Source organism: Nocardioides cremeus (assembly GCF_030518195.1).
Taxonomy (GTDB): domain Bacteria; phylum Actinomycetota; class Actinomycetes; order Propionibacteriales; family Nocardioidaceae; genus Nocardioides; species Nocardioides cremeus.
The window spans coordinates 151,467-174,903 of record NZ_JAULSC010000007.1 but is presented as its reverse complement, the minus strand read 5'-3'; the positions used below and the strand labels follow the sequence as shown (position 1 = coordinate 174,903).

The 23,437-nt window shown below is 72.5% G+C and carries 23 protein-coding genes; 14 read left to right on the top strand and 9 right to left on the bottom strand.

What is annotated here, in order from left to right; translation table 11 throughout:
* Positions 1 to 615: 615 nt before the first annotated feature.
* Entirely contained in the window at positions 616 to 1,299 is a 684-nt protein-coding gene (msrA, locus tag QWJ41_RS09870; protein ID WP_336623285.1) for a peptide-methionine (S)-S-oxide reductase MsrA, read from the bottom strand.
* 41 nt (positions 1,300 to 1,340) lie between these two features.
* Between msrA and QWJ41_RS09865 the strand changes: the two genes are divergently transcribed.
* The 3 genes from QWJ41_RS09865 to ilvA are packed head-to-tail and all read left to right on the top strand — an operon-like array spanning position 1,341 to position 5,149.
* Positions 1,341 to 2,504, top strand: a complete 1,164-nt coding sequence (locus QWJ41_RS09865) for a cystathionine gamma-synthase (RefSeq protein ID WP_302707768.1) — start codon at positions 1,341 to 1,343, stop codon at positions 2,502 to 2,504.
* 51 nt (positions 2,505 to 2,555) lie between these two features.
* Positions 2,556 to 3,938 carry an AI-2E family transporter gene (locus QWJ41_RS09860; protein ID WP_302707767.1) on the top strand — a complete coding sequence of 461 codons (1,383 nt, stop codon included), beginning with the start codon at positions 2,556 to 2,558 and terminating at the stop codon, positions 3,936 to 3,938.
* Positions 3,935 to 5,149, top strand: coding sequence for a threonine ammonia-lyase (gene ilvA / locus QWJ41_RS09855; protein ID WP_302707765.1), 1,215 nt, complete (start codon positions 3,935 to 3,937; stop codon positions 5,147 to 5,149). The genes QWJ41_RS09860 and ilvA overlap by 4 nt, the downstream gene beginning before the upstream one ends.
* A 325-nt stretch (positions 5,150 to 5,474) precedes the next feature.
* Here the strand turns inward: ilvA and greA are convergent, their stop codons facing one another.
* On the bottom strand, positions 5,475 to 5,984 hold the full coding sequence (gene greA, locus QWJ41_RS09850; RefSeq protein WP_193668979.1) for a transcription elongation factor GreA: 510 nt from the start codon (positions 5,982 to 5,984) through the stop codon (positions 5,475 to 5,477).
* 422 nt (positions 5,985 to 6,406) lie between these two features.
* Between greA and QWJ41_RS09845 the strand changes: the two genes are divergently transcribed.
* Positions 6,407 to 7,132, top strand: a complete 726-nt coding sequence (locus QWJ41_RS09845; RefSeq protein ID WP_302707762.1) for a hypothetical protein — start codon at positions 6,407 to 6,409, stop codon at positions 7,130 to 7,132.
* A 60-nt stretch (positions 7,133 to 7,192) separates the two neighbouring features.
* Here the strand turns inward: QWJ41_RS09845 and QWJ41_RS09840 are convergent, their stop codons facing one another.
* Entirely contained in the window at positions 7,193 to 7,594 is a 402-nt protein-coding gene (locus tag QWJ41_RS09840) for a DUF4307 domain-containing protein (protein ID WP_302707760.1), read from the bottom strand.
* A gap of 30 nt (positions 7,595 to 7,624) precedes the next feature.
* Here QWJ41_RS09840 and mca point away from each other — a divergent pair, with 30 nt between their 5' ends.
* Complete coding sequence (mca, locus tag QWJ41_RS09835) at positions 7,625 to 8,566, top strand: mycothiol conjugate amidase Mca (RefSeq protein ID WP_439117314.1); 942 nt, start codon at positions 7,625 to 7,627, stop codon at positions 8,564 to 8,566.
* Between the two features lie 2 nt (positions 8,567 to 8,568).
* Positions 8,569 to 8,856: a hypothetical protein gene (locus QWJ41_RS09830; protein WP_302707758.1), complete on the top strand. Its 288-nt coding sequence runs from the start codon at positions 8,569 to 8,571 to the stop codon at positions 8,854 to 8,856.
* 23 nt (positions 8,857 to 8,879) lie between these two features.
* Here the strand turns inward: QWJ41_RS09830 and trxA are convergent, their stop codons facing one another.
* The 3 genes from trxA to QWJ41_RS09815 are packed head-to-tail and all read right to left on the bottom strand — an operon-like array spanning position 8,880 to position 10,915.
* Positions 8,880 to 9,251: a thioredoxin gene (gene trxA / locus QWJ41_RS09825; protein WP_302707757.1), complete on the bottom strand. Its 372-nt coding sequence runs from the start codon at positions 9,249 to 9,251 to the stop codon at positions 8,880 to 8,882.
* 33 nt (positions 9,252 to 9,284) lie between these two features.
* Positions 9,285 to 9,722, bottom strand: coding sequence for an SRPBCC family protein (locus QWJ41_RS09820; protein WP_302707756.1), 438 nt, complete (start codon positions 9,720 to 9,722; stop codon positions 9,285 to 9,287).
* Entirely contained in the window at positions 9,722 to 10,915 is a 1,194-nt protein-coding gene (locus QWJ41_RS09815) for a serine/threonine-protein kinase (RefSeq protein WP_302707754.1), read from the bottom strand. Before QWJ41_RS09815 ends, QWJ41_RS09820 begins: the two co-directional genes overlap by 1 nt.
* 74 nt (positions 10,916 to 10,989) lie before the next feature.
* Between QWJ41_RS09815 and QWJ41_RS09810 the strand changes: the two genes are divergently transcribed.
* The gene (locus QWJ41_RS09810) at positions 10,990 to 11,691 is read left to right on the top strand and encodes a haloacid dehalogenase type II (RefSeq protein WP_302707753.1); all 702 of its coding nucleotides are present in this window, start codon (positions 10,990 to 10,992) and stop codon (positions 11,689 to 11,691) included.
* Positions 11,692 to 11,782: 91 nt separating this feature from the next.
* Here QWJ41_RS09810 and QWJ41_RS09805 read toward each other — a convergent pair whose 3' ends face one another.
* A complete protein-coding gene (locus QWJ41_RS09805) occupies positions 11,783 to 13,945 on the bottom strand; it encodes a hypothetical protein (RefSeq protein ID WP_302707751.1) in 2,163 nt (720 codons plus the stop codon).
* 413 nt (positions 13,946 to 14,358) lie between these two features.
* Here QWJ41_RS09805 and QWJ41_RS09800 point away from each other — a divergent pair, with 413 nt between their 5' ends.
* The 5 genes from QWJ41_RS09800 (at position 14,359) to QWJ41_RS09780 (ending at position 19,185) form a co-directional block, all read left to right on the top strand.
* Positions 14,359 to 14,871 (top strand): sigma-70 family RNA polymerase sigma factor, encoded by a 513-nt coding sequence (locus QWJ41_RS09800; RefSeq protein ID WP_302707749.1) that lies wholly within the window; start codon positions 14,359 to 14,361, stop codon positions 14,869 to 14,871.
* On the top strand, positions 14,868 to 15,587 hold the full coding sequence (locus tag QWJ41_RS09795) for a zf-HC2 domain-containing protein (RefSeq protein ID WP_302707747.1): 720 nt from the start codon (positions 14,868 to 14,870) through the stop codon (positions 15,585 to 15,587). Before QWJ41_RS09800 ends, QWJ41_RS09795 begins: the two co-directional genes overlap by 4 nt.
* Before the next feature lie 181 nt (positions 15,588 to 15,768).
* Positions 15,769 to 17,145 carry an ABC transporter substrate-binding protein gene (locus QWJ41_RS09790; RefSeq protein WP_302707746.1) on the top strand — a complete coding sequence of 459 codons (1,377 nt, stop codon included), beginning with the start codon at positions 15,769 to 15,771 and terminating at the stop codon, positions 17,143 to 17,145.
* Between the two features lie 124 nt (positions 17,146 to 17,269).
* A complete protein-coding gene (locus tag QWJ41_RS09785) occupies positions 17,270 to 18,232 on the top strand; it encodes a carbohydrate ABC transporter permease (protein WP_302707744.1) in 963 nt (320 codons plus the stop codon).
* The gene (locus QWJ41_RS09780; protein ID WP_302707742.1) at positions 18,229 to 19,185 is read left to right on the top strand and encodes a carbohydrate ABC transporter permease; all 957 of its coding nucleotides are present in this window, start codon (positions 18,229 to 18,231) and stop codon (positions 19,183 to 19,185) included. The genes QWJ41_RS09785 and QWJ41_RS09780 overlap by 4 nt, the downstream gene beginning before the upstream one ends.
* Before the next feature lie 38 nt (positions 19,186 to 19,223).
* On the opposite strand, the gene QWJ41_RS09775 is transcribed toward QWJ41_RS09780, so the two are convergent.
* Positions 19,224 to 20,591, bottom strand: a complete 1,368-nt coding sequence (locus QWJ41_RS09775) for a GH1 family beta-glucosidase (RefSeq protein ID WP_302707740.1) — start codon at positions 20,589 to 20,591, stop codon at positions 19,224 to 19,226.
* Between the two features lie 47 nt (positions 20,592 to 20,638).
* Here QWJ41_RS09775 and QWJ41_RS09770 point away from each other — a divergent pair, with 47 nt between their 5' ends.
* On the top strand, positions 20,639 to 21,715 hold the full coding sequence (locus tag QWJ41_RS09770) for a LacI family DNA-binding transcriptional regulator (protein WP_302707739.1): 1,077 nt from the start codon (positions 20,639 to 20,641) through the stop codon (positions 21,713 to 21,715).
* Positions 21,712 to 22,605: a DUF1353 domain-containing protein gene (locus QWJ41_RS09765; RefSeq protein ID WP_302707737.1), complete on the top strand. Its 894-nt coding sequence runs from the start codon at positions 21,712 to 21,714 to the stop codon at positions 22,603 to 22,605. Before QWJ41_RS09770 ends, QWJ41_RS09765 begins: the two co-directional genes overlap by 4 nt.
* A 6-nt stretch (positions 22,606 to 22,611) precedes the next feature.
* Here the strand turns inward: QWJ41_RS09765 and trhA are convergent, their stop codons facing one another.
* Positions 22,612 to 23,346 (bottom strand): PAQR family membrane homeostasis protein TrhA, encoded by a 735-nt coding sequence (trhA, locus tag QWJ41_RS09760; RefSeq protein WP_302707736.1) that lies wholly within the window; start codon positions 23,344 to 23,346, stop codon positions 22,612 to 22,614.
* Positions 23,347 to 23,437 lie beyond the last annotated feature (91 nt).

Genomic DNA, 23,437 nt, shown 5'->3' with positions numbered 1-23,437 from the left:
TCCCGACTGGATCGGTGTAGTTGAAGACCAGCCTGGTCACGACGCCGGAGTCGTCGGTCACCTCGTAGTCCATGTCTACGGTGTCGCCCGGCGTCAGGGTGGTGGGGGAGGTCATTGTGAAACTCGTGACCTGCGGCGTGGACGTATCAGCGGCTTCAGCAGCTCTCGCGGAACTGGTAGGTAGCGAAGTCCAAACCAGAGCGCTCAGCACTACGAACATGAGCCAAGTTAGGCGGCGCGGCGCAAGCAAGACGAACTCCCGAGTTCTACGGATGCTGATGACCCGTAGCGGTCGCTGCAGGTGTCGTGCCAAGCAGTATCTGCGGGGAACGAGACTTTTTCACAAAGTTGGCGCTTGTCTGTAGTGGTCACACCTTCGTGGCTGCGCTTTCCGCACCCCGGCTAGGAGCCGCTGCAGACTCAGCATGCAGGGCTCGAGTGCACCGGTGAGCTCCGGCTACGTGACCTGGCCGAAGAGACCTACGCAGCCAACCCAATCCGGCGATCGCGGGTGAGCCTCGCGCTGAGGAGTGTCTTGACCTGGTGAAGATGTCAACTCACTCGTGGCGCCCTCGCCTTCGGCTGACCATGAGTGCGATCCGTGATCTGTATCCGTCAGGAGGGGAAAGGGACGCCGGTGTTGGCGTGGCAGCGGTAGCCGTAGGGGTTCTTGGCCAGGTACTGCTGGTGCACGTCCTCGGCGTAGTAGTAGGTCGGCGCCTCGCGCACCTCGGTGGTGATCTCGCCGAGGCCGCGGCGGGCGAGCTCCTCGCCGTACACCCGGGTCAGCTCGGCCGCCGTGCGCTCCTGCTCGGGCGTCGTCCAGTAGATCGCGGAGCGGTACTGGGTGCCGACGTCGTTGCCCTGGCGCATGCCCTGGGTCGGGTCGTGCACCTCGAAGAACGCCTTGACCAGGTCGGCGTAGGAGACGACGGCGGGGTCGAAGACGACCCGCACGGCCTCGGTGTGGTTGGTGCGCCCGGAGCAGACCTCCTCGTAGGAGGGGTGCGGGGTGTCGCCGCCGGCGTACCCGACGGAGGTCGACCAGACCCCGGGCATCTTCCAGTAGTGCTCCTCGGCGCCCCAGAAGCAGCCGAGCCCGAAGATCGCGACCTCGTGGCCGGCGGGTGCCTGGTCGGTGACGACCGGGGAGTCGAGGACGACGTGCCGGTCGGCGAGGTGCCAGGGGCTCTCGCTGCGCCCCGGCAGGGTCTGCTCGGGGGCGATGAGGTCGCTCTGCTTGCGGGTGAAGAACATGCGGTGGTCCTCCTCGGAGTGGGTGTCCGAGGGGTACAACACCGGGGGAGGCCAGATGGTTCCCGCGTGAGTACCCTCGACGGGTGAGCGAGCAGCAGCACCTGGCCAAGGCGGGCTTCGAGACCCGCGCCATCCACGCCGGCTACGAGCCGGACCCCACGACGGGGGCGGTGATCCCGCCGATCTACGCGACGTCGACGTACAAGCAGGACGGCGTCGGCGGCCTGCGGGGCGGCTACGAGTACTCCCGCTCGGCCAACCCGACCCGCACCGCGCTCGAGGGCAACATCGCCGCTCTCGAGCAGGGCGAGCGCGGCTTCGCCTTCGCCTCCGGCCTGGCCGCCGAGGACACCCTGGTGCGCGCGCTGTGCACCCCCGGCGACCACGTGGTCATCCCCGACGACGCGTACGGCGGCACCTACCGCCTCTTCGACAAGGTCGAGAAGGCCTGGGGTCTCGAGCACAGCCCGGCGGCCGTCTCCGACGTCGACGCGGTGCGCGCGGCGATCCGCCCCGGGCAGACGAAGATCGTGTGGGTCGAGACGCCCACCAACCCGCTGCTGACCATCGGCGACATCGAGGCGCTGGCGAGCGTGGCGCACGAGGCGGGCGCGCTGCTGGTCGTCGACAACACCTTCGCCTCGCCCTACCTGCAGCAGCCGCTGACCCTGGGTGCCGACGTGGTGCTGCACTCGACCACGAAGTACTGCGGCGGGCACTCCGACGTCGTCGGCGGTGCGCTCGTGGTGCACGACCTCGAGATCGCCGACAAGGTCGCCTTCCACCAGAACGCCATCGGCGCCGTGGCCGGCCCCTTCGACGCGTGGCTGACGCTGCGCGGGCTGAAGACCCTGGGCGTGCGGATGGACCGCCACTGCGACAACGCCGAGAAGGTCGTCGACTTCCTGCTCGACCACCCCAAGGTCGAGCAGGTGATCTACCCCGGTCTGGCCTCGCACGCGGGCCACGAGGTCGCGGCGCGCCAGATGAAGCGCTTCGGCGGCATGGTCTCCTTCCGCGTCAGCGGCGGTGAGCAGGCCGCGCTCGCGGTCTGCGAGGGCACCGAGGTCTTCACCCTCGGGGAGTCGCTGGGCGGCGTCGAGTCGCTGATCGAGCACCCGGGCCGGATGACCCACGCCAGCGTCGCCGGCACCGACCTCGAGGTCCCCGCCGACCTGGTGCGGCTCTCGGTCGGCATCGAGACCGCCGAGGACCTCATCGCCGACCTCGACCGCGCCCTCGGGTGAGCCGAGTGCGGCGCCCGCGCCACGGCCCGGGCGTCGCATAGGTTGAGCGCTGTGGACGAGCAGGAGGTGACCGGCCCCGACCCCGCCGGCGACGTCGCGGTGGCCCAGCCGGACCCGAGGGCTCCGACCCCGGGAGGACGCCTGCGCCGCCGCGCGCTGCGTCCCCGGTCGGTCGAGGAGGAGGAGCGGCTCACCCGCCGGCTCGCGCAGCAGTGGAGCCAGCTGCGCGACGAGCGCGAACGCCGGCTGACCCCGCCCGAGCTGGCCAGCGGCGCCGACGCCTACCCGCGCACCCCCGTGCCGCCGGGCGTCGAGCTCGCCGCCGCCTGGGCCTGGCGCTTCCTGGTCATCGTGGCCGCCGGCGCCGTGATCGCCTGGACCGTCGGCTACCTCTCGGTGATCGTGCTGCCCATCGTCGTGGCGCTGCTGGTCACCGCACTGGCGGCGCCGGCCGTCGACGCCCTGACCAGGATCCGGGTGCCGCGCGGCCTCGCCGCGCTGGTGGTCGTCGTCAGCGGGCTGGCCACCGTCAGCGCCCTGCTGACCTTCGTGGGCCAGCAGGTCGCCAACGGCGCCACCGACCTGGCCGAGCAGACGGTCGCCGGCCTGGGCCAGATCCGCCAGTGGCTCGAGGACGGCCCGCTCAACGCCAGCGACTCCCAGATCGACCGCTGGATCAACGACGCCCAGCGCGTGATCACCGACCAGACCAGCGACGGCCAGGTGGTCACCCGGCTCACCGAGGTCGGCACCACGCTCACCCACGTCGTCGCCGGGTTCTTCATCGTCCTCTTCGCCACCTACTTCTTCATGGCCGACGGACAGCGGATCTGGTCGTGGCTGGTGCGCCTGGCGCCCCGGGCAGCGCGCCCGCGGGTCGACTCCTCGGGCCGCGTCGCGTGGATCTCGCTGACCCAGTTCGTGCGGGCCACCGTCGTGGTGGCCCTCGTCGACGCCGTCGGCATCGCCGGCTGGGCCTGGTTCCTCGGCGTGCCGTTCGTGGCCGCCATCGGCGTGCTGGTCTTCCTGGGCGCCTTCGTGCCGATGATCGGTGCGACCATCGCCGGCACGGTGGCGATCCTGGTGGCGCTGGTCGACCAGGGGCCCGTGGCCGCGCTGCTGATGCTGGTCGGGGTGATCGTGGTCCAGCAGGTCGAGGGCCACGTGCTGCAGCCCTTCCTCATGGGCCGCTGGGTCTCGGTGCACCCGCTCGCGGTGATCCTCGCGATCGCTGCGGGCGTGATCGTCGCCGGGATCGCCGGAGCCCTGGTCGCGGTGCCGCTGGTCGCGGCCCTCAACGCCGTCGTGCAGCACCTCGCCGCCAACACCGCACCCGGCGACGACCCGGAGGAGGAGCTCGCCGAGGACTACGAGGAGAGTGGCGCCATGGTCGACGTGCAGGAGTCCGCCACGCCCGAGGGGGAGCCGTCGTGAGCGAGGTGCCCACCGTCGGGCTCGCCGACATCGAGGCCGCCCGCGAGGTCCTCGCCGGCGTCGCGGTCCGTACGCCGATGGAGGAGTCGCGCTGGCTCTCGGAGCTGGTCGGTGGCGAGGTCCGCCTCAAGGCCGAGAACCTCCAGCGCACCGGCTCGTTCAAGGCCCGCGGCGCCTACGTGCGGATCTCGCGGCTCAGCGAGGAGGAGCGGGCCCGCGGCGTCGTCGCGGCCTCGGCAGGCAACCACGCCCAGGGCGTCGCCCTGGCCGCGCAGCTGCTCGGCATCTCCGCCACCGTCTTCATGCCCGAGGGGGCGCCGATCCCCAAGGAGCGCGCCACCCGCGGCTACGGCGCCGAGGTGGTCTTCACCGGGCAGTACCTCGAGGACGCGCTGGTCGCGGCCCACGAGTTCGCCGAGCGCACCGGCGCGGTGCTGATCCACCCCTTCGACCACCCCGACGTGGTGGCCGGGCAGGGCACCGTGGGTCTGGAGATCATCGAGCAGCTGCCCGAGGTGGCCACTGTCGTGGTGCCCACCGGTGGGGGAGGGCTGCTGGCCGGTGTCGCGCTGGCGGTCAAGGCGCTGCGCCCCGATGTACGCGTCGTGGGCGTGCAGGCCAAGGACGCCGCGGCCTACCCGGGCTCCCTCGAGGCGGGCCGCCCGACGCCGCTGGCGGTGATGCGCACGATGGCCGACGGCATCGCCGTCGGCCGCCCGGGCGACCTGACGTTCGCCGCGGTGGTCGAGCACGTCGACGAGGTCCTCACCGTCAGCGAGGACTCGCTGGCGCGGGCGGTGCTGTCGCTGGCCGAGCGGGCCAAGCTGGTCTGCGAGCCGGCCGGCGCCGCCGCGATCGCGGCCCTGCTCGATCACCCCGACGCCTTCGAGGCGCCGGTGGTCGCGGTGCTCTCGGGCGGCAACATCGACCCGCTGCTGCTGGGCAAGGTGATCCGGCACGGCATGGCCGCGGCCGGTCGCTACCTCAACCTCGACGTGACCATCCCCGACGCGCCCGGCGGCCTGGCCCGGCTGCTCACCGAGGTCAGCGCCGCGGGCGCGAACGTGCTCGAGGTCGCCCACGAACGGATCTCGCCGGCCCTGTCGATGGACGAGGTCGAGGTGCACCTGCAGCTCGAGACGCGCGGCTCCGCGCACTCCGACACCGTGCTCGCGCGGCTGCGCGAGCACGGCTACCGCGTCCTGGAGTGACCGCGTCCTCGTTGGTCGAGCAGGGACGAGCGCCAGCGAGGAGCGTCGCCGAGACCGGGTGACTGACGCGCTCGCCGTTCGCCATGGGCTCGCGGGGTCTCGGCGTCGCTCGAGCCTTCGGTCCTCGCTGCTCGACCTACGGCGGTGCCCTGTCGTTGGTCGAGCAGTGACGAGCGCCAGCGAGGAGCGTCGCCGAGACCCGGTGACTGACGTGCTCGCCGTACGCCATGGGCTCACGGGGTCTCGGCGTCGCTCGAGCCTTCGGCCCTCCCTGCTCGACCAACGGCGGTGTCACCGCTGCTCGACCAGCGAGGTGGGGCGTGCCTCAGACGGTGTAGGGCACCGCGTCGAGGATGACGACCTCGAGCATCTTGCCGTTGGGGGCCTCGTAGGAGACCGTGTCGCCGCGGCTGGCGCCGTTGATGGCCTGGCCCAGGGGGGACTGCGGGGAGTAGACCTTGAGGTCCTCGACGGAGTCCTCGATCTCGCGGGCCCCGAGCAGGAAGGTCTCGGCCTCGTCGTCGTCGTCGCCGACGAACTTGTAGGTGATCTTCATGCCCGGCTCGACGACGCCGTCGTCGGGAGGGGTCTCGCCGATCTCGGCGCGGCGCAGCATGTCCTCGAGCTGGCGGATGCGGCCCTCGATGCGGCCCTGCTCCTCGCGGGCGGCGTGGTAGCCGCCGTTCTCCTTCAGGTCGCCCTCGTCGCGGGCGTTGCTGATGCGCTCGATCACGTCCGCACGCACCGGGCCCTTGAGGTCCTCGAGCTCGGCGTTGAGCTTGTCGAAGGCGTCCTTGGTCAGCCAGATCTTGCCCGGCTCGGTCGACTGCGTCATGGCGTGGCTCCTACGGGGGGTGCGTCAGGGTGTGGTCGTCCGCACCCGTTGTCGTTGGGTGTTCTCGTGCGGATCTGACGTGGTCGGAGCGCCGGAGAAGCGCTCGACTTGGTCGCGGGCCTTCGTCCTGGCGGGCCCGGCGGGAGCGTCAGAACAACCACCTTAACAATCCCTGGGTCAAAACGCAGGCTCGTCCACCGTCGAGGCGTCGCGGGCGTACCCCCCGAACGGGCTATTCGTCCGCGCCGCTCGGGTGGAAAACGGCCGGTGAGGTCAAGATTCCCGGCGAGCGCCACCAGGGAGGCTCGCAGCGGTCGACGATGTGCCCAGCCGCCGCTGGGCGGTCCCCCCACCCTCGTGCCGGCCGTGGCCGACCCGAGGTCGTAGCCGGCCAGCGGGCCGGCTGGAACGAATGAGGTCTCATGAACAAGAACCAGGTGCGGCTCACCGTCGCAGGAATGACCGCCCTCAGCGTGCTGGCGGTCTCCGCCCCCGCCACCGCCGGTGTGGCGGCCCAGAGGAGCGAGGGCACCTCGCTCTCCGCCTCGCACAAGAGCGGCAAGCCCCCGAAGGCCGACAACGGCAAGCACGGCAGCGCCAAGGTCGCCAAGGCCAAGCAGAAGGCCCTGCGGGACCTGGACCGGATGGAGATGCGTCTGGACAAGTCCGTCAAGCAGTCGCGGGTCGCGAAGCTGAGCGCCGAGGACCGCGAGGCACTCCTGGCGAACGTCGAGGCCGACAAGGCCGCCCTTGGCGCCTACGCCGAGCGCATCGAGGCAGCCTCCACGAAGAGCGACCTCAAGTCCGTCTCGAAGGACCTCAAGTCGGTCCGTGCCGAGAACTACCGCCTGGCGGTGAACCTGATGCGGCAGGCCGAGCAGGTGGCCGCCGCGATCGCCGCCGCCCAGGCGAACCCGGACAACGACCAGGCGACCCAGGACGCCCTCGCCCAGGCCGCCGCCCTGATCGAGTCGGTGCGCGAGATGCTGCGGCTGATCACCTCGGCCACGGCCAAGGACGAGATCAAGATCGTCAAGGACGACTTGTCCGAGGGCGCCAGCCACGTCGACGACGACGACGACGAGGACGACGACGAGGACGACGACGAGGACGACGACGAGGACGACGACGAGCCGTCCATGCCTTAGTCGGTGACCGGCATCAGCGAGGGCGGCGCGCGATCTCCTGCGTGCGTCGCCCTTGCTGGGTCAGCGGGGGCGGAGCTGGCCGTCGGCGGTGCAGCCGACGTTCTCCACGGCGGTGGCCTCACGCTCGGTGCGCACGCTGACCTCGGTGCGACCGTCGCCCGTCGGGGTGAAGACCCGCTCGCCCACGACCACCTTGTCGGTGGCGTAGGCACGCACCAGGCACTGCACGTCGGTGGCGTCGCTCTCGACCCGCACGTCGACCACCGCGGTGGTCGTGTGGTCGTCGACGACCTCGAAGCCCACGATGTCGGAGCGCACCGGCGGGCTCGCGTGCACCAGGGTCGTCCAGGCCAGCCAGCCCAGCGAGACCGCGACCACGACGGCGACCACGGCGAGCAGCGAGCGGCGTCGCCACGGCGACGGGGCGCCGTACCGCTCGGCGAGGAGGTCCTGCGAGGTCACCCCTCCATGGTGACACCTACGATGGAACCCATGTCGCAGCACCCCCAGCCGAGCAGCCCCCAGCCGGCCACCCAGCACGACGGCGCGCGTCCCTACGAGGGCCTGCGCCTGATGCACGTGCACGCCCACCCCGACGACGAGTCGAGCAAGGGCGCCGCCTCGACGGCGCGCTACGTCGCCCAGGGCGCCGCGGTGCACGTGGTGACCTGCACCGGTGGGGAGCGGGGCTCGATCCTGAACCCCAAGATGGAGCGCCCCGACATCCTGGCCAACATCACCGAGGTGCGCCGCCAGGAGATGGAGCGGGCCCGCGACATCCTCGGCATCACCCAGCACTGGCTGGGCTTCGTCGACTCCGGCTGGCCCGACGGCGACCCCAAGCCGCCGCTGCCCGAGGGCTGCTTCGGGCTGGCGCCGCTCGAGGAGTCGACCGAGGCGTTGGTGCGGATCATCCGCGAGGTCCGCCCGCACGTGCTGACGACGTACGACGAGCGCGGGGGCTACCCGCACCCCGACCACGTGCGCTGCCACGAGGTCGGCGTCGCAGCGTTCGAGGCGGCCGGCGACGCCGAGCGCTTCCCCGACGCGGGCGAGCCCTGGCAGCCGCTGAAGCTCTACTACCACCACTCCTTCAACCGCCCCCGGATGGAGGCGCTGCACGCCGCGATGCAGGCCCACGGCCTGGAGTCGCCGTGGGAGGAGCGGCTCAAGAGCTGGAAGCCGGAGCCCGAGTGGGACGCCCGGATCACCACCAAGGTCGAGTGCGGCGCCTACTTCGGCGTGCGTGACCAGGCGCTGCTGGCGCATGCCACCCAGATCGACCCCGACGGGCACTGGTTCGCGATCCCGCGCGAGCTGCAGGTCGAGGTGTGGCCCACCGAGGACTACGAGCTCGTGGTGAGCCACGTCGCCTCGACGACGCCCGAGGACGACCTGTTCGCGGGCGTCGACGGCGTGGGTGGCACGCTGTGAGCATGCTGCTGCCCGAGCTCGTCACCCTCCTCGCGCCGGTCCTCGACCTGGTCCGGCTGACCGACGAGGTCCCCGAGCCCGAGGACGTCAAGGCCGGTTGGGGCGCGCTGGCGATCTTCGCCGGGATGGCGCTGGCCGTGGCCCTGCTGGGCTGGAGCCTCTTCCGCCAGCTGCGCAAGGTCGAGCACGGCCGCGCCACCGGCGTGTACGGCGACGTCCCCGCCGAACCGCGCGACAGCGCGGACGACGGGGACGACAGGAACGACAGGAACGACTCAGGTCGACCCTGAGCCGGGTCCCCGGAGTCGGGTGCTCAGCCCTCGGGCGTCTCCTGGGCCTCGACCTGCTTGCGCACCTCGTCCATGTCGAGGTCACGCACCGCCTGGATGACCTGGTCGAGCGCCGGGGCCGGCAGGGCGCCGGGCTGGGCGAAGACCAGGATCCCCTCGCGGAAGGCCATCAGGGTCGGGATCGACTGGATGCCGGCCGCGGCGGCCAGCTGCTGCTGGGCCTCGGTGTCGATGGAGCCGAAGGTGATGTCGGAGTTGGCCTCGGAGGCCGCCTCGTAGGTCGGCGCGAACTGCTTGCAGGGCCCGCACCAGTCGGCCCAGAAGTCGACCAGGAGGATGTCGTCCTCCTTCACGTGGGTCTCGAAGTTGGCCTCGGTCAGCTCGATGGTTGCCATGTCTCCACCGTACGACGCGCTCGTGAGGTCGGCTCACCCCGCGCAGGCGCGCGCGAAGCGGCCCAGCAGGTCGGGCCAGTCGGTGCAGCGCTGGCGCAGCGCCAGGTTGGTGGCGTCCCAGCCGCCGTGGCTCAGCTGCACCAGGCACACGCCGCCCTCGTCGGTGAAGGTGACGTCGAGCCAGGTGGGCTGCACGCCCTCGGGACCCCACCAGTGGGGCAGGTAGGTCTGGGCGTAGCGGGCGCCCGGCTCCCACGCCGTGACCCGGCCCAGCGGCCAGGGTGCCCCGTCGAGCAGCAGCACGACCTCGCCGCCGGCGCGGGGCGTGACCTCGATGCCGCCGAAGGTCTCCGGTGCGGGCGTGGAGGCGGGGTCCCACCACGCGCCCAGGTCGGTGAAGACCTCGAAGGCGCGGGCCGCGTCGCTGGCCACGTCGACCGCGTGGTGCAGCGGGTCGTCGGGCGCGCTCATCAGCGCCGGCTCTGCTCGTCCTGCTGCTGGCTCTGGCCCCGCTGGCCCGGGGGCTGCTCGCCGGACGCGTCGTCGCCCCCGGAGGCCAGCCCCGCGACGAGCACCAGCAGGAGGACCGCCGCCACCGCGCCGGCCACGCCGCGCTGGTGGGCGGGGGTCTCGCGCAGCCGGGCCCACAGCCGGCCCGGCGCGTGCGCGATCGCCGCGCCCGCCCGGTCGGGGAAGGTCTCGCCCGGCACCCGGGGCGCACGCCGCTGCTCGGGCTGCTCCTGGTCCTGCTCCGGCTGCTCCCGCTCGGGCTCCTCCCGCTCGGGGGCCGGCTCCTCGGGCTGCGCTACGGGCACCCGGGAGGTGACCGCCACCGGGGCGGTCATCACCGCGGTCGGGTCGGCCCCACGGGGCGCACGCAGGTCCTGCAGCGACGCGGCGACCTCGGGGGCGGTGGGGCGCTGGGCCGGGTCGGCTGCCGTCATCGCGAGCAGCAGCCGTCGCCAGCGGTCGTCGAGGGTGCTGGGCACCTCGGGGTCGCGGTTCAGCCGGGCCAGCGCCGACTCGGTGGGGCTGCCGGGGAAGGCGCGCTCGCCGGTCAGCGCCTCCAGCAGCACCAGGCCCAGCGAGTAGACGTCGACGGCGGTGCTGACGTCCTCGCCGCGGACCTGCTCGGGGGAGAGGTAGGCCGCGGTGCCGACCGCGGTGCCGGTGCGGGTGTGGCGCACGGTGTCGCCGATCAGCCGGGCGATGCCGAAGTCGGCGAGCTTGACGCGCCGGTCGTCGCCGAGCAGGACGTTGGCGGGCTTGAGGTCGCGGTGCACCACGCCCCGGTCGTGGGTGTGGGCCAGGGTGGCCGCCAGCTCGGCGCCCACCCGCGCGGTCTCCTCCGCGCCCAGCGGGCCCTCGGCGAGCGCGTCCGACAGCGAGCGGCCCTCGACCAGCTCCATCACCAGGAACGGGTGCTGCTCGTCGATGCCCGCGTCGAGGACGGTGACCAGGCCGCGGTGGGACAGGTTGGCCAGGGTGCGCGCCTCGGCGGTGAAGCGGTCGCGGTCGGCCGGGTCGCCGGCCACGTCGCGCAGCACCTTGACCGCCACCTGGCGGTCCAGGAGCCGGTCGGTGGCGCGGTGCACGTCGGCCATCCCGCCCGAGCCCAGCAGCGGGCCGAGCTCGTACCTGTCGTTGAGGAGGGGGGAGACCACCTGCGCAGTCTGGCACCATCCGGGCGCCCCTTCGGGGTGGTGGGGCGGGACCAGGGCGTCGTTAGGCTCGCCGGATGGACGATCAGACAGGTGCCCCCCGCGTGGTGGTCCTCGACGTCAACGAGACGCTCTCGGACCTCTCGCCCCTCGACGAGGCCTTCACCGAGGTGGGACTGGCCGCCCACGAGCGGCAGGCGTGGTTCGCCGGCGTGCTGCGCGACGGCTTCGGCCTCGGGCTCGCCGGCGCCTCGACCCCCTTCGCGGAGGTGGCGGCCGGGCTGCTGCGGGCCAGGCTGCTCGAGCAGGGCGCCGGCGCCGACGACGCCGAGGGCGCGGTCGAGCACGTGATGGGCCGCTTCGGCACCCTCACCGTGCACCGCGACGTGGGCCCCGGCATCCGGGCGCTGCGCGCCGCCGGGCTGCGGGTGGTGACGCTGAGCAACGGCTCGGCGGGAGTCGCCGAGGGGCTGCTGGACCGCGCCGGCCTGCGCGACCACGTCGACCTGGTGCTCTCGGTCGAGGACGCGCCCGCGTGGAAGCCCGCGGCTGCGGCGTACGCGCACGCGCTGGAGGAGTGCGGTGTCGAGGCGCACGAGGCGATGCTGGTGGCGGTGCACCCGTGGGACATCGACGGGGCGGCGCGCGCCGGGCTGCGCACCGGCTGGATCGACCGCAGCGGTCACGACGCCTACCCGGCGCACATGCGCGCGCCCGACCTGCGGGCCCCATCGCTGGCCGAGCTGGCCGGCGACGTGCTCACCGCCGAGCTGAAGTAGCCCCGAACGTGCCACCGGCCCGCCCGGGGCGAGGAGCCCCGGACGGACCGGTGGGTGTGCGTGGGCGCCTGCGGCGCTCAGCGCGGGTGGATCACGGGGTCGGCGGCACCGGGGTGCCGTCGATCGTGAAGACGCCGCCGTCGTTGTGGTTGTTCGGGCTGGTCGGCGCGGTGTTGCCGGTGATCACGACGTCGGTGACGGTCAGGACTCCGGTGCTGCTGTTCCACAGCCCGCCGCCCTCGTTGTCGGCGTTGTTGCCGGTGACCCGGCCGCCGTCGTAGGTCACCACACCGGCTGCGGTGATGTGCAGGCCGCCGCCGTTGCCCGGCGAGGCGCCGGTGTCGTTGCCGGTCATCACGACGTCGCGCAGGGCCACGGTCGTGTTGTCGGTGGTCTCGATCGCTCCGCCGGCGCGCACCGAGGTGTTGGCGTCGAAGCTGGTGCCGGTGACCTCGAGGACGCCCTTGTTGAGCAGGCCGCCGCCGGAGCCGGCGGTGCCGGTGGCGGTGTTGTCGTCGACGGTGGAGTCGCGCAGGGTCAGGGTGCCGCCGTCGTTGTAGAGGCCGCCACCGCCCTGGTCGGCGTCGTTGCCGCCGGCGGTGTTGCCGACGATGTCGGAGCCGGTGACGGTGAAGGTGCCCGACGCGCTGTTCCACAGCCCGCCGCCCTCGGCCGAGGCGGTGTTGCCGCTGACCTCGGTGCCGGTGACGTCGACGCTGCCGGCGCCGGTCAGGTGCACCGCGCCGCCGTTGCCGGGCGCCGCGCCCGCGGTGTTGTCGTTGAGCGAGGAGCGCAGCACCCGCGTGGTGCCGACGTTGGCCTCGATCGCGCCGCCGGCGCGCTGGGCGTCGTTGCCCGTGACGTCGCTCTGCACGACGCTCAGGGTGCCCTGGTTGTTGAAGACGCCGCCGCCGGAACCGGCCGCGCCGGGCGCGGAGTTGCCGGTGACGGTGGTGCCGCGCACGGTCAGGTCGCCCATCTCGTTGTAGAGCCCGCCACCGCCCTGGTCGGCGGCCGCGCCCGCGGCGACGTTGTCGGTGACCTCGGAGCCGCGCACGGTGAAGACGCCGCCGGCGCTGTTCCAGAGCCCGCCGCCCTCCGCGAGGGCGAGGTTGCCGCGCACCGTCGAGCCGACGACGTCGACGGTGCCGGTGCCGGTCAGGTGCAGGCCGCCGCCGTTGCCGGGAGCCGCGCCCGCGGTGTTGTCCTCGAGCGAGGAGCGGCGCACGGTCGTGTCGCCACCGACGGCCTCGATGCCGCCGCCGGCGCGCGGGGCCTCGTTGTCGGCCACCGTGGTCTCGACGACCTCGAGGGTGCCGAGGTTGTTGAGGATGCCGCCGCCCGAGCCGGCCGCGCCGGAGGCGATGTTGTCGCTCACGCGCGAGCCGGTGACCTGCAGGAAGCCGCCGTCGTTGTAGATGCCGCCACCGCCCTGGTCGGCGTCGGCGCCGCCGGCGGTGTTGCCCTCGACGCGGGTGCGCTCGACGATGAAGGTGCCGTCGGCGGAGTTCCACAGCCCGCCGCCCTCGGCGCCGGCGGAGTTGCCGCCGATCCAGCTGCTGGTGATCTCGACGGCGCCGGCGCCGGTCAGGTGCAGGCCGCCGCCGTTGCCGGGCTCGTCGCCCGTGGAGTTCTTGACCAGCCGGGTGCCGATGAGCTGGGTCAGCCCCTCGTTGGCCTCGATCGCGCCACCGGCGCGGGTCGCGGTGTTGCGCGCCAGGCGCGAGTCGGAGATGAGCACCTTGCCGCCGTCGTTGAAGACCGCGCCGCCCGAGGCGCCGGTGCCGGTGACCTGGTTGGCCAGCATCGAGGTGTTGCGCACGACGAGCTCGCCGTTGACCAGGATCGCTCCGCCGCTCTCGCCGGCGGCGGGTGCGCCGCGGCGCAGCCGGGCGTTCTTGACCACGAGGCGAGCGCCGTCGGCCACGGTGAAGACGCGGTCGACGCCGGCGGCGTCGATCGTGTAGCCGCGGGCGTTGAGCACCAGGTCGTCGGTGACCTCGATGGCCCCGCCGAGGCGACCGCTGAAGCGGACGTCGTCGCGCAGCTTGACGCGGTCGAGGCCGCCCTTGCGGTTGGCCTTGGCCACGGCCGCGCGCAGCCCGGCCTCGTTGTTGGCCTTCGAGCTGCGCTGCTCGGACGGCCGCTCGGCCGCCTGCGAGATGCTGGGGGCGGCCGCGACCGCTGCCAGCGCGAGCGCCCCGGCTGCGGCGCCGCTGAGCAGCCGCGCGCCTCGGGTCCTGGGTGTCGTCATGTCGTGCCCTTCTCCTGGGGTGCGACCGGGCGGTCGCGCGAGCGCGCCCCGACGGGACGCGGTGGTGTGTCAGGGGTGGGTACGCCGCTCGGGCGCCCCGCGTTCAGCCGTCCCGCGGAATTCCCGACCCGGCCCGAACTTCGCGCCGACCCGGCCCGAACTTCGCGTCGAGTCGGCTCGCGACCATCCCTGGCGGGCCGGGTTCCGAATGAACGGTGAGCAGGCCGCCGCCGTACACATCGACAGGGATGGGCGCGACGGGTCCTGGAGAGGGCGGCGACATCCACATGGGGACGCAGGTCGAGGGGTGGGCTGGTGCTCGGAGGACGGCGCGGGGCGCGCGGACGGGTCGAGGTGGGCGGAGTGCGGCCCGGCCCGGCGGCGACGGCGCAGGGCTGCACGACGAGGACGCCGTGCACGCCGCCTACCTGCGCCACGGGCCGGAGATCTACCGCTTCGTGCTGCGCTCGCTCGGTGACCGCGGCGCTGCCGAGGACGTCACCCAGGAGACCTTCCTCAAGGCCTGGCGGCACGCCGAGCGCTACGACCCCGCGCTCGCGTCGCTGCGGGTGTGGCTCTTCGGGATCGCGCGCAACGTCGTGATCGACCACGCGCGCGCCGCCCGGGTGCGGCCCTGGCAGTCGGCCCTCGCGGGCGACGAGGCGGTGCAGGCCGCGGTCCACGACGCCGGCGGCACCGAGGGCGACCCCTCCGAGCGGCTGGTGGGACAGTGGGTGGTGGAGGAGGCGCTGAGCCGCATCAGCGAGCACCACCGGGTCGCGATCGTGCAGACCCACCTGCGCGAACGGCCCTACGACGAGGTCGCCGCCGAGCTGGGGGTGCCGGTGGGGACGCTGCGCAGCCGCGTCTTCTACGGGCTCAAGGCGCTGCGCGCCGCGATGGACGAGATGGGGGTGGCGCCGTGAGCGACGACCACGAGCGGCTGCGCGAGCTGCTGGGTGCCCACGTGCTGGGCCACCTCGACGACGTCGAGGCCGGCGCGGTGCGCGCCCACCTCGACGGCTGCGTCGCCTGCCGGGCCGAGGTCGCCGACCTCGAGCCGCTGGTGGCGCGCCTCGACGCCGTCGACCCCACCCACCTCGACGAGCGACCCTCGCCCGCCGCCGGCCTCGGGGCCCGCATCCGCAGCGCCATCGCGGCCGAGCAGGCCGAGCACGAGCGGCGCGACCTCGCCGACCGGCGCGAGGCCGCGCACCACCGCTCCCGACGTCGTACGACGCTGCTGGCCGCGGCCGCCGCGGTGGTCGTGCTGGCCCTCGGCGTGGGCGTGGGGCTGGGCCGGGCCACGGCGCCGGCGCCCCCGGCCGTGCCGCTGGAGGCGATCAGCCTCGAGGTGGACCCGCCGGGGGAGCGCACCGGCATCGAGGTGGACAGCGCCGGGCTGGTCGCCCACACGTGGGGCACCGAGCTGCGCTTCGAGGGCGCCGGGTTCGAGGAGGGCGCGGTCTACCGGGCCGCGTTCCGTGACGACGCGGGCCGCCTGACGCCGGCGGGGGAGTTCCTCGGCACCGGCGAGGACGAGATGACCTGCCAGCTGCAGTCGGCCCTGCTGCGCGCTGACGTGACGGCCGTGGTGGTGCGTGACGAGGCGGGCCGCACGGTGCTCAGCAGCGCGCTGTAGGGGCTGCCCGTCCGAGGACCGCCCGGCGACTGCACTGGTCCAGACCAGTGGCGCACCGGCGCCCCGTGTGACCTGCGTTACAGAGTCGTGACCCGGTTTTCCTTGACGACGGCACTGCGTAAACGCTTGCATCGACGGTAACGCACCACCGTCCGGAGCACGTCACAGAGAGGGAGCCCCGATGCGCTCACGCAACATCAGGCACGCGACGATCGCGGCCATGGCCGCCACCGGTCTCGTCCTGGCTGGCTGTGCCAGCGACACCAGCACCAGCGAGACGAACACCGCCGAGGGCACCTCGCCCGGCGAGGGCGTCGAGGGCTGCGAGGACCTGACCCAGTTCGGCGACCTCAGCGGCACCGAGGTCAACGTCTACACCTCGATCATCGAGCCCGAGTCCGACGCCCACAAGGCGTCGTACGAGAAGTTCACCGAGTGCACCGGGGCCGAGGTCGCCTACGAGGGCTCCAACCAGTTCGAGACCCAGCTCATCGTGCGCGTGCGCGGCGGCAACGCCCCCGACATCGCCTACGTCCCGCAGCCGGGCCTGCTCGGCACCCTGGTCGACACCGGCTCGGTCGTGCCGGCGCCCGAGCCGACCGCCGAGAACGTCGACGAGTTCTGGGGCGAGGACTGGAAGAACTACGGCAGCGTCGACGACACCTTCTACGCCGCTCCTCTCGGCGCCAACGTGAAGTCGTTCGTCTGGTACTCCCCGAAGATGTTCGAGAAGGAGGGCTACGAGGTCCCCGAGACGTGGGACGAGATGCTCGAGCTCTCCGACGAGATCGCCCAGAAGGGCGACATGAAGCCCTGGTGCGCGGGCATCGAGTCCGGCGAGGGCACCGGCTGGGTGCTCACCGACTGGCTCGAGGACGCCCTCCTGCGCGACGTCGGCCCCGAGACCTACGACCAGTGGGTCAACCACGAGATCCCCTTCGACGACCCGCAGGTCGTGGAGTCGCTCGACCGCGTCGGCGGCATCCTGAAGAACTCCGACTACGTCAACGGCGGCCACGGCGACGTCAACTCCATCGCCACCACCACCTTCCAGGACGGCGGCCTGCCGATCATCGACGGCAACTGCGCGCTGCACCGCCAGGCGAGCTTCTACGCCGCCCAGTGGCCCGAGGGCACCGACGTCTCGGAGAACGGCGACGTGTTCGCCTTCTACCTGCCGGTGACCAACGAGGACAACGGGCGCCCGGTGCTCGGCGGTGGCGAGTTCACCGTCGCCTTCGACGACCGTCCCGAGGTGCAGGCCTTCCAGACCTACCTCTCCAGCGACGTGTGGGCCAACGAGAAGGCCGAGGCCACCCCGGGCGGCGGCTGGGTCAGCGCCAACACCGGTCTCGACATCGAGCTGCTCGGCAGCCCGATCGACCGTCTGTCCGCCGAGACCTTCCAGGACCCCGAGGCCGTCTTCCGCTTCGACGGCTCCGACCTGATGCCCAGCGCCGTCGGCGCCGGCTCGTTCTGGAAGGAGATGACCTCCTGGATCACCGGTGACGACAGCGAGGACGCCCTGCAGAACATCGAGGAGTCCTGGCCCAACTGATCCACCTCGCTCGTACGCCGGGCCGGCAGGGCCTGCGGCCCCACCGGCCCGGCGTACGAGCTGCACCACCCCACCTGCGGTGGGAGCCGTCGAGCCGGGCACGGAAGAAGGGGAGCGGTAGGACGTGACCACGACAGAGAAGCTCATCCAGATGGTCATCGCCATCGCGCTGTTCATCGGTGTGATGGCCGCCATCCTGCTGCTGACCCAACGACTGAAGTCGCGACGCGGTGAACGCATCCAGGCCGTCGCCTTCGTCGGCCCGGCGCTGTTCCTGGTCGCCGTCGGCCTGCTCTACCCGGCCGTGAAGACCGCCTACCAGTCGTTCTTCGGCGCCAACGGCGAGAACTTCGTCGGCATCGAGAACTACATCGACATCTTCACCAACTCCGGTCTGCTGGTCGTGCTGCGCAACACCATGCTGTGGGTGCTGCTGGTGCCGACGCTCTCGACCTTCATCGGCCTGGTCTACGCCGTGCTGGTCGACCGCTCCCGCTTCGAGAAGCTCGCCAAGGCGCTGGTCTTCCTGCCGATGGCGATCTCGCTGGTGGGCGCGTCGATCATCTGGAAGTTCGTCTACGAGTACAAGGGCACCGAGAACACCCAGATCGGCCTGCTCAACGGCGTCCTCAAGGCGCTGGGCTTCGACACCTACAACTTCTTGTTCTACTCGCCGTGGAACACGCTCTTCCTGATCGTGATCCTGATCTGGATCCAGGCCGGTTTCGCCATGACGATCCTGTCGGCCTCGATCAAGGCGATCCCCGACGACATCGTCGAGGCCGCGAGCCTCGACGGCGTGAGCGGGCTGAAGATGTTCTTCTTCATCACCGTGCCCAGCATCCGGCCCTCGCTGATCGTGGTGCTGACGACCATCAGCATCGGCACCCTGAAGGTCTTCGACATCGTGCAGACCTCGACCGGCGGCCGCTTCGACACCAGCGTGCTGGCCTACGAGTACTACTTCCAGTACTTCGTCTCGCTCAACCAGGGCCTGGCAGCGGCGCTGGCCGTGGTGATCTTCGCGCTCGTGAGCCCGATCATCATCTACAACGTCCGTCAGATGCGGAAGCTGGAGGCACGATGACCACCACGCCCACTCCCGAGCCGGCGATGGTCAAGGAGACCCCCGGCCCCACGACCGGCAAGAAGTCGGCCTCCCGGGCGGCCCGCGAGGGCCTGACCAGCAAGACCGCCTCCGGCGTCAGCCTGGTGATCGCGCTGCTGTGGACGCTGCCGACCTTCGGCCTGCTGGTCTCCTCCTTCCGCCCCGAGCGCGAGGCGAAGGGCAACGGCTGGTGGAACGCCTTCACCGACCCCAACTTCACCCTCGACAACTACCGCGAGGTGCTGGGCGGCGAGGGCGACGCCAGCCTGGTGACGTTCCTGGTCAACTCCATCGTCATCACGATCCCCGGGGTGCTGATCCCGATCACCCTGGCCACGCTGGCGGCGTACGCCTTCGCGTGGATGAAGTTCAAGGGTCGCGACGTGCTGTTCGTGGCGATGTTCGCGCTGCAGATCGTGCCGATCCAGGTCACCCTGATCCCGCTGCTCTCGCTCTACACCTCACCGCCCTTCAACCTGCGGCCGCTGGCCGGGCGCGACGCGCCCGCGGGCGGGCTCTACGAGCTGTGGCTCTCGCACGCGATCTTCGCGATGCCGTTGGCGATCTTCCTGCTGCACAACTTCATGCGCGAGATCCCCGGCGAGCTCATCGAGTCGGCGCGCGTCGACGGCGCCGGGCACGTCGAGATCTTCACCAAGATCATGCTGCCGCTGATGGCGCCGGCGATCGCGGCGTTCGGCATCTTCCAGTTCCTGTGGGTGTGGAACGACCTGCTGGTCGCGCTGGTCTTCAGCGGACCGGATGTCGCGCCACTGACCGTCAAGCTGGTCAACCTGGTGGGTCAACGAGGAGAGGACTGGCACCTGCTCTCCGCGGGCGCGTTCGTCTCCCTGGTGATCCCGCTCGCGGTGTTCCTGGGACTGCAGCGCTACTTCGTGCGCGGGCTGCTCGCCGGCAGCGTGAAGGGATGACCCTCCCCCCGTTCCGGGGGGAGGGAGCAGGGGGGCCCTCAGGGTTCGGTGCGCTCGCGCGCGACCCCGGCCAACCAGTCGTACGACGCCTTGGGCGTGCGCGTCTGGTCGGCGGGGTCGATGTGCACGAGGCCGAACGTCTTGGTGTAGCCGTAGGCCCACTCGAAGTTGTCGAGCAGCGTCCAGACCACGTAGGCGCGGACGTCGGCGCCGGCCGCGCGGGCGGCGTCGGTGGCGGCGAGGTGGTCGCGCAGGTAGTCGATGCGGTCCTGGTCGGCGACGCGGCCGTCCTCGACCCGGTCGTCGGCGCAGGCGGCGCCGTTCTCCATCACCAGCAGCGGCAGGGAGGTGCGTCGGTGGGTCTCGACCAGCAGCTCCTCGAGCCCGGAGGCGTCGATCTCCCAGCCGATGTCGGTGCGGGGGTCGCGCTCGACGAGCTCGAAGGGCGCCACGCCGGGGTAGGCCCCGCCCTCGGGGTGCTCGCTGTCCGCGGAGCCCTCGGCCACGCGCACCGGCGTGTAGTAGTTGATGCCGATCCAGTCGGCCGAGCCCTGCATGAGGGCGAGGTCGCCGTCGCGGACCAGCTCGGGGTCGGCCAGCTCGGGGGCGACCCGCAGCAGCCCGTCGTCGTACGCGCCGTCGACCAGGGGGTCGAGCCAGACCCGGTTGCGGATCGCGTCGACGCCGTCCGCGACGTCGTCCGCCTCGGGGCGCTCGGGCCAGATCGGGGCCAGGTTGAGCACGATGCCGACGTCACGGGCACCCGCGGCGCGCATCCGCTCGGCGGCCAGCGCGTGGCCCAGCACCAGGTGGTGGGCGGCGCGGTGGGCGGCGCCGCCCTCGCGACGGCCCGGGGCGTGCACGCCGGCGGCGTAGCCGAGGTAGGCCGCGCACCACGGCTCGTTGTGGGTGGCCCACAGCCCGACCCGGTCGCCCAGGCGTTCGTGGACGATCTCGGCGTAGTCGGCGAACGCCTCGGCGGTGCCGCGCTCGAGCCAGCCGCCGGCGTCCTCGAGGGGCTGGGGCAGGTCCCAGTGGTAGAGCGTGGCGGTCGGCTTGACGCCGCGCTCGAGCAGGCCGTCGACGAGACGGTCGTAGTAGTCGAGGCCGCGGGTCTCGACCCGGCCGCGGCCCTCGGGCAGCACCCGGGGCCAGGCGATCGAGAAGCGGTACCACTGCACGCCGAGCCCGGCGACGAGGTCGGCGTCCTCGGCCCAGCGGTGGTAGGAGTCGCAGGCCGTGGTGCCGTCGCTGGCGTCGCTGATGGTGCCGGGCCGCGCGGCGAAGGTGTCCCAGATCGAGGCGCCCCTGCCGTCCTCGTGCGTCGCGCCCTCGACCTGGTAGGACGCGGTGGCCGTGCCCAGCTCGAGGGTGGAGCCGTCCGGCAGTCGCGAAGGTGTGCTCATGTCCCCACCGTAAGCCACGTGGTTGACCGGTACAAAGAGGAAGCGAGATGACCAGCATCCACGACCTGGCCCGGGAGACCGGGGTGTCCACGGCGACCGTCTCCCGCGCCCTGCGCGGGCTGCCCCGGGTCTCCGAGGACACCCGTCGCCGCGTGATGGAGGCCGCCGTGCGGCTGGGCTACGTGCCGTCCCCGCACGCCGTCGGCCTGGCCAGCGGCGGCCAGACCCGCACCGTGGCGATCGTGGTGCTCTTCGTGACCCGCTGGTTCTTCGCCACCGTCATCTCCGGCGCCGAGCAGGTGCTGCGCGAGCGCGGGTACGACGTGCTGCTCTACAACCTCGACGACGACCAGGAGGCCCGGCGCCGGGTGCTGGGCACCCACCTGCTGACCAAGCGCGTCGACGCGATGCTCATCGTCGGGCTGGGCCCCACGCCCCAGGAGGTGCACTGGCTCAGCAACCAGGGCATGCCGGTGGTGACGGTGGGAGCGCGGGTCGCGCAGTGGCCCAGCGTCCGCGTCGACGACGAGCTGGTCGCGCGCACCGCGGTGGAGCACCTGCTCGAGCTGGGTCATCGCCGCATCGCCTACGTCGGGATGCTCAACGACGCGAGCCTGAGCCTGGCCACGCCGCGCGCCCGGGCGCGCGGCTACCGCGACACGCTGCGCGACGCCGGGATCGAGCAGGACCCCGACCTCGAGCTCGAGGGTGGCTTCACGCTCGAGGGCGGGACGAGCGCCGGGGACCGGCTGCTGGCCCTCTCGCCACGACCCACCGCGGTCTTCTGCGCCTCCGACGAGATGGCCTTCGGCGTGCTGCGGGCGGCTCGCCGCAAGGGGCTCCGGGTGCCGGAGGACCTGTCGGTGGTCGGCGTCGACGACCACGAGATGGCGGCGCTCTTCGACCTCACCACCGTGCGGCAGCCGGTCCTGGAGCAGGGGCGGCTGGCGGCCCGGCACGTGCTGCGGCTGATGGCCCCGCAGGAGAGCGACGAGGTCGTCAGCGACCACGTCGAGCTCGGCACCGAGCTCGTGGTGCGTGGGACCACGGGCCCGGTCCCGGCGCCTGCGTCGGCCTCGCCCGGCGCCGGGGGAGAGGGCGCGAAGGCGGGCGTGGAGCGGTGAGGCCCCCGGTCGGCGGCCAGTGCGGACGCTTCCACGACGGCGGCACCCCCACCCAGCCGCCCGACCCCGACGCGCCGGCCCGGGTGCTGCTCGAGCGCCGCTTCACCGACGGCCAGGAGACCTGGGCGATGCTGCGCCGCGTCGCCTACGACGACCGCCGGCTGGGTGAGCTCCTCGTGCCGGCCGACCTGGGCAGCTTCACCAGCGACCTGACGTCGGTGCCCTCCGTGCTGACGTGGCTGGTGCCGCGCACCGGGGCGCACCTGCCCGCGGCGCTGGTGCACGACGGGCTCGTGGGGCCCGCCGACGACGGGGCGCCGGCGTACGTCTCGGCCGAGGGGCACGTGGTCGACCGGGTCGAGGCCGACCGGGTCTTCCGCGACGCGATGGCCGACACCGGCACCGGCGTCGTACGCCGCTGGCTGGCCTGGTCGGCGGTGACGCTGGTGACCCTGCTCGGGCGCGGCCAGCCGTGGCCCGCGTGGCGGCGCTGGCGCTACCGGCTGGCGGTGCTCGGCAGCCTGCTGCTGGTCGTGTGGCTGGGCTGGTGCGCCACCTGGGACGTCCTCGACCGCAGCGCCCCGGCGGCGCCGGGTGCGCCGTGGATCCCCGAGGGCTCCTTCGCCGCCGAGCTGGTCGCCGGAGCGGCCGGGGCGCTGGTGGTGCCCCTGCTGCTGGCGCTCACGTGGGGCCGCTTCCGGGTGGCCGGCGCGGTGCTGGGCACCGGCCTCGCGTTCCTGCTGCACGTCACCGTCGTGGTGGCTGCGCTCAGCGCGCTGGCCTGGGCGGCGGAGGCGCTGGTCGCGCGAGCGCCTCGGGTCGCGGCCGCGCTGGCCGCGCTGGTCGTCGCGGCGGCCGGCGTGGTGCTGGTGGTCGCGCTGCTGCGCTGAGGCCGCTCAGCGCAGCGAGTACGTCGCCAGCGAGACGCCGACGTAGTGGGTGGTGAAGGCGAGGATCGTGAAGGTGTGGAAGACCTCGTGGAAGCCGAACCAGCGCGGGCTGGGGTCGGGGAACTTGAAGCCGTAGACCGCGCCGCCGAGGGTGTAGAGCACCCCGCCCGCGGCGATCAGCACCAGCACCCCGATGGCCATCCCGGTGCCCAGCCGCGAGGTCGCGCCGTCGATGAAGCCGGGGATGAAGAACAGCGCCGACCAGCCCATGGCGATGTAGATGGGGGTGTAGAGCCAGCGCGGGGCGTCGGTCCAGAAGACCCGGAAGAGCACGCCCAGCACCGCACAGGTCCACACGGTCGCCAGCAGCACCACCCGCTCGGTGCCCTCCAGCAGGATCAGCGCGAGCGGGGTGTAGGAGCCGGCGATCAGCACGAAGATGTTGGAGTGGTCGAAGCGGCGCAGGAACGCCCAGGTGCGCGGCGACCAGGTGCCGGTGTGGTAGATCGCGGAGACCGTGAAGAGCAGCAGCGCCGAGCCGGTGAAGACCGCGGAGCCGATGCGGGTCGTGGAGTCGGGGGAGAGCGCGACCAGCACGATGCCGGCGACCAGCGTCAGCGGGGCGGTGGCCAGGTGCAGCCAGCCACGCAGCTTGGGCTTGATCTCGTCGAACTTGTGGTGCACCGACTCCTGCAGGTGATCCACGCCGTGACGGACCGAGTCGGGGAGATGGGCGCTCATGCCGTCACAACCTACCGGTCCAGTCCGCCTGGTGGGGTGCTCGATCGGCAGGCTGGGGCAAACATCACGTGTCAGGCGCGGGTCGCGGCGT

What these genes read in the sequence shown, in the direction of transcription:
- greA (WP_193668979.1), bottom strand. Translation starts at nt 5,984, where the DNA reads ATGACGCAGTCGACCGAGCCGGGCAAGATCTGGCTGACCAAGGACGCC.
- QWJ41_RS09845 (WP_302707762.1), top strand. Translation starts at nt 6,407, where the DNA reads ATGAACAAGAACCAGGTGCGGCTCACCGTCGCAGGAATGACCGCCCTC.
- mca (WP_439117314.1), top strand. Translation starts at nt 7,625, where the DNA reads ATGTCGCAGCACCCCCAGCCGAGCAGCCCCCAGCCGGCCACCCAGCAC.
- QWJ41_RS09830 (WP_302707758.1), top strand. Translation starts at nt 8,569, where the DNA reads ATGCTGCTGCCCGAGCTCGTCACCCTCCTCGCGCCGGTCCTCGACCTG.
- trxA (WP_302707757.1), bottom strand. Translation starts at nt 9,251, where the DNA reads ATGGCAACCATCGAGCTGACCGAGGCCAACTTCGAGACCCACGTGAAG.
- QWJ41_RS09820 (WP_302707756.1), bottom strand. Translation starts at nt 9,722, where the DNA reads ATGAGCGCGCCCGACGACCCGCTGCACCACGCGGTCGACGTGGCCAGC.
- QWJ41_RS09810 (WP_302707753.1), top strand. Translation starts at nt 10,990, where the DNA reads ATGGACGATCAGACAGGTGCCCCCCGCGTGGTGGTCCTCGACGTCAAC.
- QWJ41_RS09805 (WP_302707751.1), bottom strand. Translation starts at nt 13,945, where the DNA reads ATGACGACACCCAGGACCCGAGGCGCGCGGCTGCTCAGCGGCGCCGCA.
- QWJ41_RS09790 (WP_302707746.1), top strand. Translation starts at nt 15,769, where the DNA reads ATGCGCTCACGCAACATCAGGCACGCGACGATCGCGGCCATGGCCGCC.
- QWJ41_RS09780 (WP_302707742.1), top strand. Translation starts at nt 18,229, where the DNA reads ATGACCACCACGCCCACTCCCGAGCCGGCGATGGTCAAGGAGACCCCC.
- QWJ41_RS09775 (WP_302707740.1), bottom strand. Translation starts at nt 20,591, where the DNA reads ATGAGCACACCTTCGCGACTGCCGGACGGCTCCACCCTCGAGCTGGGC.
- QWJ41_RS09770 (WP_302707739.1), top strand. Translation starts at nt 20,639, where the DNA reads ATGACCAGCATCCACGACCTGGCCCGGGAGACCGGGGTGTCCACGGCG.
- trhA (WP_302707736.1), bottom strand. Translation starts at nt 23,346, where the DNA reads ATGAGCGCCCATCTCCCCGACTCGGTCCGTCACGGCGTGGATCACCTG.